At 51.1% G+C, this 14,356-nt stretch carries 15 protein-coding genes; 10 read left to right on the top strand and 5 right to left on the bottom strand.

The annotated features are described in order from the left end of the window. Positions 1-67 precede the first annotated feature (67 nt). Together JNE38_RS15355 and JNE38_RS15350 are read left to right on the top strand one after the other, a co-directional pair. Complete coding sequence (locus JNE38_RS15355) at positions 68-649, top strand: cysteine hydrolase family protein (RefSeq protein ID WP_203357580.1); 582 nt, start codon at positions 68-70, stop codon at positions 647-649. Then, positions 646-1,869 carry an MFS transporter gene (locus JNE38_RS15350; protein WP_203357334.1) on the top strand — a complete coding sequence of 408 codons (1,224 nt, stop codon included), beginning with the start codon at positions 646-648 and terminating at the stop codon, positions 1,867-1,869. Before JNE38_RS15355 ends, JNE38_RS15350 begins: the two co-directional genes overlap by 4 nt. 40 nt (positions 1,870-1,909) lie before the next feature. Here the strand turns inward: JNE38_RS15350 and JNE38_RS15345 are convergent, their stop codons facing one another. After that, the gene (locus tag JNE38_RS15345; protein WP_275296720.1) at positions 1,910-2,767 is read right to left on the bottom strand and encodes a LysR family transcriptional regulator; all 858 of its coding nucleotides are present in this window, start codon (positions 2,765-2,767) and stop codon (positions 1,910-1,912) included. 129 nt (positions 2,768-2,896) lie between these two features. Here JNE38_RS15345 and JNE38_RS15340 point away from each other — a divergent pair, with 129 nt between their 5' ends. Continuing rightward, entirely contained in the window at positions 2,897-3,517 is a 621-nt protein-coding gene (locus JNE38_RS15340; protein WP_203357333.1) for a DJ-1/PfpI family protein, read from the top strand. Further along, positions 3,514-4,068 carry a cysteine hydrolase family protein gene (locus tag JNE38_RS15335; protein ID WP_203357332.1) on the top strand — a complete coding sequence of 185 codons (555 nt, stop codon included), beginning with the start codon at positions 3,514-3,516 and terminating at the stop codon, positions 4,066-4,068. Before JNE38_RS15340 ends, JNE38_RS15335 begins: the two co-directional genes overlap by 4 nt. 79 nt (positions 4,069-4,147) lie before the next feature. Here the strand turns inward: JNE38_RS15335 and JNE38_RS15330 are convergent, their stop codons facing one another. Then, positions 4,148-5,182 carry a YkvI family membrane protein gene (locus tag JNE38_RS15330; protein ID WP_203357331.1) on the bottom strand — a complete coding sequence of 345 codons (1,035 nt, stop codon included), beginning with the start codon at positions 5,180-5,182 and terminating at the stop codon, positions 4,148-4,150. 175 nt (positions 5,183-5,357) lie between these two features. Continuing rightward, on the bottom strand, positions 5,358-6,755 hold the full coding sequence (locus tag JNE38_RS15325) for a hypothetical protein (protein WP_203357330.1): 1,398 nt from the start codon (positions 6,753-6,755) through the stop codon (positions 5,358-5,360). Between the two features lie 236 nt (positions 6,756-6,991). Between JNE38_RS15325 and JNE38_RS15320 the strand changes: the two genes are divergently transcribed. Then, positions 6,992-8,293, top strand: coding sequence for an AAA family ATPase (locus JNE38_RS15320; protein ID WP_203357329.1), 1,302 nt, complete (start codon positions 6,992-6,994; stop codon positions 8,291-8,293). Between the two features lie 12 nt (positions 8,294-8,305). Beyond that, entirely contained in the window at positions 8,306-10,018 is a 1,713-nt protein-coding gene (locus JNE38_RS15315; protein ID WP_203357328.1) for a hypothetical protein, read from the top strand. A gap of 57 nt (positions 10,019-10,075) precedes the next feature. Here JNE38_RS15315 and JNE38_RS15310 read toward each other — a convergent pair whose 3' ends face one another. After that, positions 10,076-10,750, bottom strand: a complete 675-nt coding sequence (locus tag JNE38_RS15310; protein WP_203357327.1) for a YdeI/OmpD-associated family protein — start codon at positions 10,748-10,750, stop codon at positions 10,076-10,078. A 16-nt stretch (positions 10,751-10,766) separates the two neighbouring features. Continuing rightward, positions 10,767-11,645, bottom strand: coding sequence for a 5'-3' exonuclease (locus tag JNE38_RS15305; protein WP_203357326.1), 879 nt, complete (start codon positions 11,643-11,645; stop codon positions 10,767-10,769). Between the two features lie 245 nt (positions 11,646-11,890). On the opposite strand from JNE38_RS15305, the gene JNE38_RS15300 reads away from it, so the two are divergent. From JNE38_RS15300 to JNE38_RS15285, 4 genes are all read left to right on the top strand, one after another. After that, positions 11,891-12,091, top strand: a complete 201-nt coding sequence (locus JNE38_RS15300; RefSeq protein WP_203357325.1) for an alpha/beta-type small acid-soluble spore protein — start codon at positions 11,891-11,893, stop codon at positions 12,089-12,091. Between the two features lie 206 nt (positions 12,092-12,297). Next, complete coding sequence (locus tag JNE38_RS15295; protein ID WP_203357324.1) at positions 12,298-12,555, top strand: hypothetical protein; 258 nt, start codon at positions 12,298-12,300, stop codon at positions 12,553-12,555. Between the two features lie 90 nt (positions 12,556-12,645). Beyond that, complete coding sequence (locus JNE38_RS15290; protein WP_203357323.1) at positions 12,646-13,524, top strand: M23 family metallopeptidase; 879 nt, start codon at positions 12,646-12,648, stop codon at positions 13,522-13,524. Between the two features lie 16 nt (positions 13,525-13,540). Next, the gene (locus JNE38_RS15285) at positions 13,541-14,356 is read left to right on the top strand and encodes a GTP pyrophosphokinase (RefSeq protein WP_203357322.1); all 816 of its coding nucleotides are present in this window, start codon (positions 13,541-13,543) and stop codon (positions 14,354-14,356) included.

The following is a 14,356-nucleotide window of genomic DNA, read 5'->3' as shown; positions in this document are numbered from 1 at the left end:
TCTCCGCTTAAATAAGAGGAGAGGTCTCCGTTTCATCCTAACATACGATAGAGGAGTGTTCAAACCCATGAGAAGTGAGTCTCGAAACACGGCTCTCCTGGTAATGGACCTGCAGAACGGGATCGTATCGCGGTTCACTGACAAGCAAGAGGTGCTGCTTCCATTGAAGCAGGCGATCGAAGCAGCGCGCAGCCACGACATCCCGGTGCTATATGTCCGCGTCGCCTTTCGTGAAGGCTATCAAGAAGTTAGCCCGAACAACAAGGCTTTTTCGGCGGTTGCCAAGTTTGGAGGCATGACGGAATCGGACGAGGCGACGCAAATTCACAGCATAGTGCAGCCGCAGCCGGGTGAGTTGATCGTGACGAAGCGCCGCGTGAGCGCCTTCGCCGGCAGTGACTTGGAAGTCATTCTCCGCGCTAGCGGGATCGACACTCTGGTACTCACCGGCATCGCCACGAGTGGCGTCGTCTTGTCGACGCTGCGGGAAGCGGCGGATAAGGACTTCGCGCTCAAGGTGCTTTCGGATGCATGTCTCGATGCCGATCCCGAGGTTCATCGCGTGCTCATGGAGAAAGTGTTTCCCCGTCAGGCCGACGTGATGACGGCTGGCGCCTGGATCGAAAGTTTGAACCGGCATCAGCCATGATCAAATGGAAACGAACCTTATGGATTTTATGGACAGCTAATTTTATCGCGGTGGCGGGGGTCAGTCTGATCATCCCCTTCCTGCCCTTGTATATCGAAGAACTTGGTGTTCATCATCCGAAAGATGTAAATCTATGGTCTGGGTGGATCTTTGCAGCGCAATCGCTGACGGCTGTGATATTCCAGCCAATCTGGGGAGCGATGGCAGACAAATACGGACGCAAAGTGATGCTTCTGAGAGCTGGAATTGGGATGGCGATTATGACCATCCTCATGGGATTTGTCAGCGCGCCCTGGCAACTTCTTGTTTTGCGGCTGATCAACGGCGTTTTTTCCGGTTTTATCTCAATGTCCATCTCGTTGCAGGCGTCGGTCACACCAGACGAACATGCCGGAAACGCCTTGGGTACATTACAGACAGGCCAAATGGCAGGAAGATTGATCGGCCCTCTGATCGGAGGCATTCTAGCGGAAGCATTCGGATTTCGCGATGTATTCGTCTTGACGGGGATGATTCTCCTCATGGCGAGTGTCGTTGTGATGATCTTCGTGGATAAAGGAACTCCTGTACAAACGGAAAAGAAAGAATATTCAGTTGGATCGGGCGATTGGCGAACGCTGACACCGTTGATTCCCATATTTGTCGCGACCACGGTCACCCAAATTGGGATGATGTCCATTCAGCCGATTCTATCCATCTATACGAAATCGCTTTATCATGGCGTCCATCTTGAATTTATTGCGGGGCTGGTTGTCTCCATCACCGGTGTCGCCAATCTGATTGGGTCTCCCTTGCTTGGGCGTTACGGGGATCGCATCGGTCAGCGGAAAATTCTCATTTTTTCGCTGGTGATGTCGGGCTTAACCTTTATCCCGCAGGCTGTAACCCATGATATCACCGTACTCTTGATCGCGCGCTTCCTGCTAGGACTGTTTGTCGGCGGCATGCTGCCGTCTCTCAATGTTCTTGTGAAAAAGCTGGCTCCACGGGAGGCTCAGGCCCGGGCTTTCGGCTTCAATTCGTCTGCCCAATTTCTCGGTAGCCTCATCGGCCCTCTACTGGGAAGCACGGTGTCCGCGGTGTATGACATCCGTTATGTTTTCTATATCACCATGAGTATTCTTTTTGCGAATGCCTTGATGTTACTGTTCAATCGAAAGTTAGAACAAACGATCGCTACTAAAAGCCCGCTCCTGACTAATTCTACTAAAATCAAGTGAAGAGACACCCAAATAGGTGTCTTTTGGTTTGATTGGAGGGTTAGTGCGCCAAGACCATTTCAATAAACTTCTTGTGCGCTTTCGATAACCATTTGTTTTTGTGGTAGGAGATTTGCGCATAGAACCTGAGATCTTTGTCTGGAAACTCGATGACCTTCATTTTTTGCTCCTGCAAGAGTGCCTTCACACTGATGTAGGGCATGAGACTAATCCCCAAACCATTTGCCACGCACTGCTTCATGGCCTCCATACTGGTAAACTCCAGATGATTACTCGTACTGATTCCTTGTTCGATCAACAGCGATTCAAAAAAGCGGCGTAACGAACAATTTTTCTCGCTGAAAATGATGCACTCACCGTTTGCTTCCTTCAGGGTTTTCGCAGAATGAGTGAAGCCCTCCACAAAAACCAGTGGCTCATCCGAACAGATCTCCACCGATAATTGCGGATCATGCACTTTTGGCTCCAAAGTAATGGCAATATCTAACTCTCCAGCGTGTAGTCTTTCACGTAGAGGAAGGCAATTGTCGTTGATGAGGGAAACCGTAACTTCCGGATACATTCGTTTGAATTGGGAGAGTACAGAGGCAAGCCGGTAAACGGTGATCGTCTCCGAAGCCCCAATCCGCAGCTCACCCTTGAGTGTCTGGTCATCGGAAGACAGATGCTTGATCTTCGAGTAAGAGGTCAAAAGCTCAACCACATACGGATACATCTCATGCCCGACGGAAGTCAATTGAATTTTCTTGCCCAATCGGTCAAACAAGGGCATGCCGACCTCATCTTCGAGCTGCTGAATGTGAGAGGTAATCGTTGCCTGCGAATACTGAAGAGCCTGTGCGGCCTTCGTGAAGCTATTCATGTCGACAACGGTTTTAAAAGATTGTAACTGACGGATCTCGATACCGTATCACCTCGATCGATCTTATCTTTCTGTGTCATCAGGAATCCTAAACATTTCGTTTGGATCTTTCAATTTTACTAATGATTCATTCTAGCATAAGATCCTCTCATGGAGGTGCTTGTGATGAAAAAAGTATGTTTGCTCTTACCGAATGGATTTGAAGCAGTGGAAGCAAGCGTGTTTACAGATGTGATCGGCTGGAACAAAGATGAGGGCGATGGCACGACCGAATTGGTGACTGTCGGCACGCGGAGAGAACTCACGTGCACGTGGAATTTTACGGTCATTCCGGAAAAGATCCTGTCAGAAGTGACGGTGGAAGAATTCGATGCGCTAGCCTTACCGGGAGGATTTGAAACAGCTGGATTTTACGAGGATGCCTTTCGACCAGACGTTTTGCAGTTCATTCGTGAGTTTGACAGGCAGGGGAAAATCATCGCATCCATTTGCGTCGGCGCATTACCCATTGGCAAATGCGGTGCTCTGACGGGTAGAAATGCGACCACGTACCACCTGAATGAACGCAAGAGACAAATTCAGCTCGCAGGAATGGGAGCCAACGTGTTGCCGGACCAACCTATTGTGATCGACCGCAATATTATCACGTCTTACAATCCTGCTACCGCATTTGATGTGGCGTTTACGCTGCTAGAGGCACTGACTACCAAAGAGAACACAGATCAGGTTAAAAGGCTGATGGGTTTCCAACCTGCCATTCAAAAAGGCGTGGAGGGACTTGTATGAAAATCGCGAAAAATGCAGCATTGATCCTCATTGATGTCCAAAATCACTTTGATGATCCCGCACTGGGTCAGCGGAACAATCCAAACGCTGAGGAGAGAATGGCCGAATTATTGCACGTCTGGCGAGAGACGAATCGACCGGTCATCCATATTCAACACATCAGCAACCCTTCGTTACCTCATCATCCTGGACGGGATATCAAATCGATCGTCGCCCCTCTGCCAAACGAACCGGTCATGGTCAAACAGGTGAACAGCGCCTTTATCGGCACAAACCTGGAAGGACACTTGAGAGAAGCAGGAATCGAAACCCTCGTCATCGCAGGACTTACGACAGACCATTGTGTATCGACAACAACGCGAATGGCCAAGAATCTTGGCTTTGACCCTTACCTGGTTTCAGATGCGACCGCAACGTTCGAACGGATCAGTTTTGACGGCAAGCGGCATCGAGCGGAAGACATTCATCATCTGGCGCTGGTGAGCTTGCATGAGGAATTCGCTCAGGTGACGGAGACGAGCAAAATCTTAGAGTGGCTGGCAGACGAGTGACCTCGAAAAATCAGAGATCGAAAAAGCCAAACCTGCTCATGCAGCAGGTTTGGCTTTCCTTTTGGAAAAATGACCAACGTTAGAACCGCTGCCTGCCGAGGTGATGCCGAGGAAAGGCGATCCGGCAAAGCGTCGTGAGGCCGAGGTAGCCAAATAGGGGGTAGAGGAACATCAAAAGCTGGGAATAACCGATCAGGCAGAGGGAAAAGGCCGCCAGGAACAAGAGCAGATAAAGACGGGTCTCGGGAACATCAAAGATCTCGCGAAGCTGCTGGCCAATGCCAAACACGTTGGAAATGAGCGTCGTGAAGATCTCGGAATAAAGGACAAACACGAAAAACAGCTGCAGCCATTCGTTCCAGCGATCTGTGACAAACAGGATCGGGATATCCATGAAGCGCACATCGTCCCAATTTGCCAGCATCGACGTATGGACGACCAGCAGCATGAAGCCGAGGACGACTCCCCCGATGACGGCAGCTCGAAACAGGATGACCGGCTCGCGGATCACATAGCCGATCGGGATGAGGACAGATTGAGCCATCGCCAGATTAAAGGAGACGTAGAGGACCGTTTTCCAAAGAAAAACATAATTGCTCGGTGCAGTCAGGGGAAGGGGAGAATCCGCATTTCCTTCGAGTAGGATGAGGATCGCAAACAAGAGCATGGATGGCACCACGATGGCATTGACCACGAGCAATCGCTCGAGCCCTTGTCGCAATATCAGCAGGGCGAGGAAAAGCGTGGCAATGGTGCCAGCGAGATATGGAATGTGAAACTGCTCCTCCAATACCGATCCGGCGCCAGCCAGCATGACAGTGGTTACGCCAAACAAGGTCAGGAAGACGAGCACATTCATCGTACGCCCGATGAGCGGGCCGAACAGCTGTTGATTAAACGATTCGTAGGAGGGGGTACGCATTTGGTGTGCGAGCAGCATCATTTTGTAGCCGAGCCATACGAACAAGGCTGTGGCAGCCAAGATCCCGATGGTGCCCGCATGGCCATACGATGTAAAAAAGGCGAGAATTTCCTGACCGCTGGCGAAACCGGCACCAACCACTGTTCCGATGTAAGTGGCAGCGACCTGGATACTTTTTCCCCACAACTTCATACCGGCCTGTTCCTTTCCAAATGGGATGCTAGTACAAGTGTATGAGCTTCCATCAAAAACAGAATCTGGAAAACTGGTTTAGCGCAAGCTTATGTCGAGCCAGCGCTTGTCCAACCTCATCGATATAAAAGGCGACCGTCTTGTGACCGATCGCCTCTCTATCTATTCAGCTTTCTCACAAGAGGAACATGGCGACAATCGTTGTTACGATGAGGCCGATAGCAACCGGGTACAAGTTTCTCCGTGCGAGCTCGAAAGGGTCGACTCCGCAGATTGCAGCTGCTGGAATCAAAGCCCAAGGTATGATCGTTCCTCCGCCTACCCAGATGGCTGCGATCTGTCCGAGTGCGGTCAAAGTAGCGATACCTGAGCCCAGTGCTGTCGCAAATAACTGCGCCAGAGACCCAGCCAGCGTGATGCCCGAGAACCCAGAGCCGTCCAATCCGGTGATGACACCCACTGCCGTCAAGGTAAGGGCAGCGACCTCTTTACTGATGGGAATCGTGTTAGCTAATGCAACGCCCAAATCATTGACGATCCCATGGGAACCACTGGGGAGGACTTCCCCAAACACTTTGACAAACCCGCTGTCCCCCATATAAAAGAAAGCGGCAATAGGAATGACGGGACCGAACACCTTGAAGCCGAATTGGAAGCCTTGAATCAGATGGGTCGTGACTTGCTCAAGGCCAGTTTCCTTGTGAGCGAGCATGGTAGCGATAATGAGGATCAGCAAGGCCGTTCCGCCCACGAGCGCCGTCGCATCTCCCCCGCGCAATTCAAAAACGAACATGGCGACCACGTCTAGCAAAAAGAGAATGGGGACAACGGCAGCCAGTGTGCTGCGCACGCCTGGTGGAAGCGGGACTTTAGCGGAATGAAACACGGAGTCAGGGACAGCTGCATCGTCCGTAGGTGCTGGTATATACCCGATTTTCATGTCCTTGCGCAAATACCAGAACGCGACGAGCGTGGTGACTACCCCCATGACGATCACGAGAGGGATACTTGCTGAAATCACATCCTGGACGGGGATGCCAGCCGCTTTTGCGGTCAAGGTAGGAGCACCCTGGATGACGAAGTCCCCTGACAATGCAATCCCGTGTCCAAACAAGTTCATCGCGATGGCAACGCCGATGGCCGGCAGTCCGGCCCGCAGAGCGACTGGCAGCATGACGGCACCGATCAAGGCGACGCCAGGAGATGGCCAGAAAAACCAGGAGATCACCATCATGACCAGACCAATCACCCAGTAGGCAAGCGCAGGGGTGCGGATCAAGTGAGTCATCGGCCGAATCATCGTCTCATTGACACCTGTATCTGTCAGGACGTGACTCATGGCCACGATGATACAGATGACCAGGATGGTGGGCAATAGTTCGGTGATGGCATAAATGAAGCTGCCAAAAATCCCACCGACAGCCGCTGTAATGGAACCTGTCGCGACCAATCCGAGGATGGCGATCCCGACGATGCTGATGAGGCTGGTGTCACGTCGCAGGACCATCAATAAAATAATGCCGAGAACGAACAAGACATAGACGCCGTGCAGCCAAGCAAGTTCAATACCCATAGCGAACCCTCCTTTTTGTTTTCTCCGTTTACAATCCCTTATGTCACACCATATGCGGGACGGCGAGTATGGGTGAGAGCGGAGAAGGCAGGCGGTTCGCTTCGGAAACTGGCATTTTTGAGAGCGGTATGCGACTATTAATGAAGACAGTGCCATTTCATCCATACTTGGGATCCTAGCACGAGGGGGGACAGGTGCTGCCTCACCTCCACATATTGGGGCGAGCACAACATACCATGAACACAACGACACCAATCCAACGAAAAATGGACCAAGCGATCGAGCTTTTGGAGCGTCGCTTTCTCGAGCGGAGCGAATTGATTCGACTCTTGATGCTCGGGATGATCAGCGGGGAAAATGCTCTTTTGATCGGCCCGCCGGGTACCGCCAAATCGCAGCTTGCACGTGCGGTTTCTCATTTGTTCGGATCTGAGCATTGGTTTGAATATTTGTTGACGCGATTTACGACACCGGATGAAATCTTTGGACCTGTTTCTCTGCAGCAGCTCAAGCTGGATCAGTACGTTCGCAAAACAGACGGGTACTTGCCCGCTGCCCAGTTTGCCTTTCTAGATGAAATCTTCAAGGCAAACAGCGCGATATTGAATGCACTGCTGTCGATCTTGAATGAGCGCATTTACTTCAACGGGCGAGAAAAAGAAAAGGTTCCGCTGCAATTCCTCATTGCCGCATCCAATGAACTGCCCGACGATGACGAGCAGCTGACAGCGCTGTACGACCGCTTTCTTTTTCGCTATGAAGTCGGCTATTTGCAGCATGCTTCGAGCTATGAAAAGATGTTTTCCTTGCCCAAAACGGAACTTCCCGTCGTCTTTTCCCTTTACGACGTAACCGATGTCCAATCTGCTGCCGCGCAGGTCACCATTCCTGAATCCATCATCTATTTCCTGTACAAAGTCAAGCAGGATTTGGAAGCCAAGGAATACCGCCTGTCGGATCGCCGCTGGAGCAAGATCGCCCATGTCTGGAAAACCTCTGCTGCCTTGCACGGCCGCGAGCAGGTCGCCATCTGGGATACGATTTTTACTCCGCATATGATGTGGGATGTGCCGGAGGATTTGCCTGTCATGCGTGAGCTGTTTGAAAATCAGTTTACGGAAATGCTCAAGGCGGAGCTGGAAAATGACCTGCCGTTGCGCAGATTCAGTCAGATCGCCGAAAAATGGAAGTCCAAAGAATCAGACCTGCACGCTTATCAGTTCAAGCGGGAAGTCGGGGCAAAAATGGGGAAGGATGCCTTGGAACGCAACCGCCAGCTGCTCGAAGAGAGTCGCGCTGAGCTGGAGGAGTCGGCCAGGGACCTCCGAAATCGTCTGCTGCAATGGCAAAAGCGGGAGCAAGATTTGCCCGGCTACATATTTGAAAAGAACCGTTTGATACATAATCCGGAAAAATACACCGTGAAATACGCGTATCTGCGCATCGAAGGGGAACGCATTCTCCAGCAGCTCCAGAAAACGTTCCGCACGGTGTTTGATCAGGAGATCGCCGGCACGGAGTACGATTATACGCTGTAGGGGGTGGTGAGCATGATCATACGTGCCAGTCGCGTGGACCGGTATTTGTTTGATACATATCTCGCCTCGTCCCGTACGGCTCAGGAATGGGTAGAGGAAGCAAAGGCACGTGCGCCATGGTTTGAACTGGAGCTGTTTGCCGATTTCTTTTTTGTCTTTTACCTGGAGAAACCGGAAGTCGATCTGACTCAAGAGGCCACTCCGTTTCACCATTGGATGATTCGCACACTGATGAAGCAGTACTTTACCAAAATGATTCATCCGCGAACGGTCGGGCAGGAGAGCGCGGCTTTCAAGACAGCCATCAAAGCCTTGCTTTGGCTGACAGAGACCTTTGCGGAGGAAGTTCAGCAGCGAGAAAAAGATCAGAAGCTCTCGCCGCTGGTTGCGGGTCTGAAGGAAAAGCAGGGCCAAGAAGGGAGCCAGGAAGCCAGACTGTCCGAGCTCCTGTCTGAAAAGCAAGTCGCGAAGCTTGCGCTCGTGGGGTATACCCTGCAGCAGGGGAAGCGAATGGTGGAGGACAAGCAGGAGGCATTGGACACGAAACCACTGGTTCGAGCCGAGGTTCAATCCTTGCAGGAGAAGATTTCCCAACTGCGTGAAGAAATGGCTGTCCAATTCACCAAGCGCACCAAGCTTTTGCAAAAGGTGAAAAAGCTGGAAGAAGAGCTGGGTCAGAGGGAGAAACAGCTGGAGCGTCTAGTGCGGCAGGAAAAGGAAGCCATTGCAGCCTTTGAAAGTGAACTGGGCCAATGGCTGGAGCAGTCTCTCAAACAATCGCTTTCCCAAGAAGATCTCGACACCTTGTTCGTCGATGAACTGTTTACTGCTAGCCAGCGCTTTGCCAATCGGAGCTGGGGACATGAGCTGGGCAAGCTGCGCCGGCAAAGCTTTGAGCAGTATCTGAAATGGGTTGAAAAACTGAAGCGCCATCCGGATTTGCTCTCGTTTTTAGCCGAAATCGGGCGCAATGTCCGCCAGTTTCGCGTCAAACGCAAAGAAATGCGTACCAAGCAACTGCCTGAAGAGTACTACGATCTGCGCCAATCCGGAGACATAGCGCACATGCTGCCCGGGGAGGCGGTATTGCTTGCGGATCCGGATTACGAAACGTACTTTATGCTCAAATGGGTCGAGCAAAAGCTCATGACGTACGATACCTCGGGCTGGGTGGAGGAGCCTCCGAAAGGACCAGTCATTTGTATGCTGGACACGTCACACTCGATGCGGGGGCCAAAGCTTCGACTGGCCCAGATTTTCGTCATGACCTTCGCAGCACTCGCCATGCTCGAAAAACGCAACTTCGTCCTCCTGCTCTTTGGTGCAAAGGGAGAACTGCGGGAGCAAGCCATATCCTACAAGAAGCCGGACTGGCCCGCCTTTTACGGCTTGGCCCAGATGGCATTCGGTGGGGGCACGCACTTCGATTCTCCCATGAAGCGGGGAATCGAGCTGGTGAATGAGGACAGTGCTCTTCGCGGCGCAGATTTCGTCATGGTAACGGACGGGGTCGGCGGCATATCGCCGTATGTTCAGGATCAGTTGGCAGATCTGGGAAAAAGAAAGCAAGTGCGCCTGCACAGTCTCATCATCGGCTCTGCCCGTCAGCATCTGGTTCAAACGTACGATATTTTAGGCGTTTCTCATCGGGTGCGCTTTGCGACTTCATGGGAAACAGATCAGGAGCAGACGTCAGGGATGCTATTGGATGTATTCCAGACATAAAAAAGCGGCAGTCCGGAGTTTTTTATCGCTCCGAGGCTGCCGTCTTTTTTGTATCTGCTATTTGACAAACGGGTTTTTGATGCCCTGATTCAACCGCTCGAGGGTCTTGGTGATTCGACCGGCACGAGTCTCTGGGCGTTTGGCTTCTGTAATCCACCGCACATACTCCTTGCGATGGGTGTAAGCCAGCCGATCAAAAAATTGCTTGGCTTGCTCTTGCTTGTCCAGCTCGGCTTGCAAATCCTCAGGCACCACGACGATTCGTTCCGCAGAAGATGACACAGGCTTCTCTTCCTTTACACGCGCAGCTCGAGGTTTTTTCACCTTCTCGGCCGGACGAAAACGCATCGCTGACCATGTCTCGTCGAGGGATACCAGTGCAACGCCCTCCCAACCAGCCTCGCTGATGGGCTCCCAGCCTTGATCACGATGAATATCTGTTTTGATTTTGGACGTTTTCTTTGGATAGGCGACCCAGAGCAAACCATCGCTGGAAACGGCGGACAAAGCCGCAGAAGACCATTCAGCAAGCTCTGCAGCGCTACTCACATACAAAAGAACGAGATCAAAGGAACCAGCCCCAGCCCCCTGTGAAAGAGGCTCATGGGAAACAACGGGGGAGGCATCCTCGTAGCCTGATGAGAATAAGCTCCATGCTTCCTCGGATGGGTTCAGTATCAGGAAACGCATCCCTGGCTTCCATCGCAATTTTTTGGCGATATCCGCATTCATAGCCATTCACCTCGCTTTAGCCGACTCTGCTTGCCATCGTGCGGCCAAATTCGAGTTCTTCAAATTTATCACGGACAACCGCTCGATCGTATTCCCATGTCGCTGCCTCGATCGAGTATTCAATCGGTACGTCGCGAATAATCGTTGCCAGCTTTTGGCTCAGGTAGACTTGGTCACGGTGTTCTTCCAGCTTGCCGCGCATTTTTGGCGTGCAAGCGTTCAGGTTCAAATATAACCGGTCCAGATCGCCATGCTCGGTAATCAGCTTCGTGGCTGTTTTCTCCCCGATTCCCGGACAGCCCGGAATACAGTCAGACGTATCGCCCATAAGCGCCTTCACGTCCACCACTTGCTCAGGCGAGATGCCGCGGAGGGTGAGAAGGCTCGCAGGATTGTAATGCTCGTGTTTGCCGCCGTTTTTCAGGATCTTCACGCTGACCATATCCGATACCAGCTGCAGGCTGTCGTAGTCTCCGGTCGCGATTACGACTTGATAACCTTCTGATGATAGATTGGTGCTTAGTGTGCCCAGAACATCATCCCCTTCATAGCCTGGACACCCCAGATTCGGGATGGAAAATGCATCCGTCACTTCTTTGACCAAATCAAATTGGGGGATCAGTTCTTCGGGGGCAGCTTGGCGATTCGATTTGTAGCCATCGTACCACTGACTTCGGACGAGGGATTCTCGGGAAGCGACATCCCACCCCACGATCAGATGGGTCGGCTTTACCAATTCCGCGTAGTCCAGCATCATTTTCGTAAAGCCATAGACGGCGTTGGTGTACACACCGGTCGAGGTTTGTCGGTAAGCTCCTCCCCAGGCAGAACCGTAAAACGCGCGAAATAAAAAGCTCATCCCATCAATGAGCAGTACTTTTCCGTGTTGACTCACTTGCAAAGCCCCTCTCATATCCAACTCTATGCAACATTATAGCATACAGGGCATTCTGGTCCCTGTCAGATTTTACAATTCAAAAAGTGCGTATGGCTCCCAGCTGTCGTGGGATGATAGTACCACGAGAGGTCAATCAAACAACTTTCGCACCAATTATCATCTTCCGGTCCCGGCCGGCGGGAAGCAAACGCTGACGGTTCAACCCCGTCCTGGAAGAAAAAACGCGTTGGGAGGAATCAATCATGGCTAACAACCAAGGTGGAACCAACAATCTGCTCGTTCCTCAAGCGAACCAAGCTCTGGATCAACTGAAGTATGAGATTGCATCTGAATTTGGTGTAAATCTCGGACCAGACACAACTTCTCGTCAAAACGGTTCTGTTGGTGGAGAAATCACCAAGCGTCTGGTGAGCTTCGCGGAATCGCAAATGGCAGGTCGCTAAGCCACGCGCTTCATCACAAGTAAATAGCTGGATGAAGAAAGGTCCCTCGCTGGGGCCTTTCTCTATTGTGGACCAATTAGGCCTGTGGGAAACGCCCTTTCTTTCCATACATAGTGCAAACACACAAGCACATTCGCGGACTAGTCATATGGTGTAACGAACAAATAACTATGTACGTTTGTACACCAGAGGGGAGGCGTCCGCGGATGAAACGAAAAGAAGTGAAACGCTTATTGAAGGACCATCCTGAATTCGAGGCGTGGCTCAAGGAAGACCAGGCACGAGTCGAGTCCGTTCGCAGTAATCCAAGTGCGGCTGAAGAACTTTTTAAAAAGTGGAACGATCGCAAAAAAGGCAAACTCGATTTTGACACCATCTCCCAAAAAACGAAGCGTGCAAGTGAAATGCTAAACGGCGTGCAATCGATTATGGATATGATGGCTGACTATACCAAAAAGCTGTAAGGAGATTGGAGAAGGCTTGCTTTCCAGCCTTCTTTTTCTTTTTCCTTTCGCAGACTCTTTTGTTATACTGGAAAATAGGAGGGAACGGCAATGTTACAATCGATGGTCGGTTTCATGCTGATCGCTGCCCTGACACTCGCGTCCGGGACAAGCACATACGGCAAAGAAATCATGGAGGAAGTACACGTTCAGTTTCAAAAGCAGCAGCCGCCTCTAGCCGTGATGCCTGGCATCACGTACCCAGGCGACGTTATTTTGGTGCGAAGTAATCGTGCGCAATCGGTGACACTCTTCCCACAGACATATCGCCTGCAGCCTTCCCAGGGAGAGTACAGCCGATTTATTCCCATTCCCTTCAATGCCAAACCAGGTGCCTATCAAATCCAGACCGCCGATAAAAAGCTGACGATCCCGTTGACGATCAAGTCCAAAAAGTTTGCTGTAGACGTTCTTACCGTCAGCAAGCAAATGGAACAGATGCGACAAGATACGAACCGGATTAACGCAGACCAAAAGAAAATCAACGCCGCCCGCTCCAAATCGGCGCAAGTCCCTTATTTTACGGGACCATTCAAACAACCAGCTGTGGGAACTTTGACGACTCCTTTTGGCTATCAACGAGTCGTGAACGGTGTTCCGGCCAACAGGCACTCGGCGATCGACATCGCAAACAAAACAGGAACGCCGATCTGGGCCAGCAACAACGGGAAAGTAGTTCTTGCTGATTCCTTGTACTTAACGGGCAATACCATCATCATCGACCACGGATTGAATGTTTTTTCGATTTACGCACACATGTCCAAGCTGGAGGTAAAAGCGGGACAGGAAGTCAAGCAGGGACAGGTGATCGGGCGTATGGGTACCACCGGGTTCTCCACGGGTCCCCATTTGCATTATGGAATGTTGATCGGGAACACCTACGTGAACCCGCAGCCTTTTTTTGAGGCATCACCTTTCCAATGGAAGTAATGAGAGGTGTGAAATCATGAAAATCTCAACCGTGCCAAGTAAGGTTTTGAACAATATGGTTCATTTCTTGGCACCTTATGAGCAGGCAGTAGATGAATTAAAGCTGAAGCTGAAAGGAATCAAATACGGCTTTCAAAAAAGCGGACGTTATTCGCCCATTGAGTTTGTCGTGGGTCGGGTAAAAAAAGTGGACAGCTTGATGAAAAAAGCAAAAGAAAAAGGCATTGATTTTCAGGATGCAAATTGGCAGGAGGCTGTCGCGCGGGAAGTATCCGACATCGCGGGGCTGCGAATCGTTTGCCGTTATGTGGACGACGTTCGTGAAGTGCAGCAGCTGCTCCAGGAACGGGAAGATATCGTCATTCACGATATCAAGGACTACATTGCATCGCCGAAAGATTCGGGTTACCGCAGCATCCATATGATTGCATCCTACACGGTTTATCATGGCAGTGAAAAAATCAACTTGTTTTGCGAGATTCAAATCCGGACACTGGGAATGAATTTCTGGGCGACGAATGAGCATGAATTGCGTTACAAATACGCAGGAAACATTCCGGAAAATGTATGGGTGCAGCTGCAGGAAGCTTCCGTCATTACCCATCAGTTGGACATTTTGATGAATAACCTGCGTCAGGAAATTTTGACCCCAGCAGAGGTAGATACGACCCTCGAAGACAAGCTGGAAGAAATTTTCCAGCTGTATGTGAAGCAGGATCTGGAAGCGGCTTCGGCCTTGTATCGGGAGCATGTCCGAGGGTTTGAAGAGGCCTTCGCAGACAATCCGAAGTTCAAAATGATCTACGATCTGTTAGGAAAACGTCTCGGGTAG

It is taken from the genome of Brevibacillus choshinensis, from assembly GCF_016811915.1.
Lineage (GTDB): Bacteria > Bacillota > Bacilli > Brevibacillales > Brevibacillaceae > Brevibacillus > Brevibacillus choshinensis_A.
This window is presented reverse-complemented; position numbering and strand designations above follow the sequence as displayed.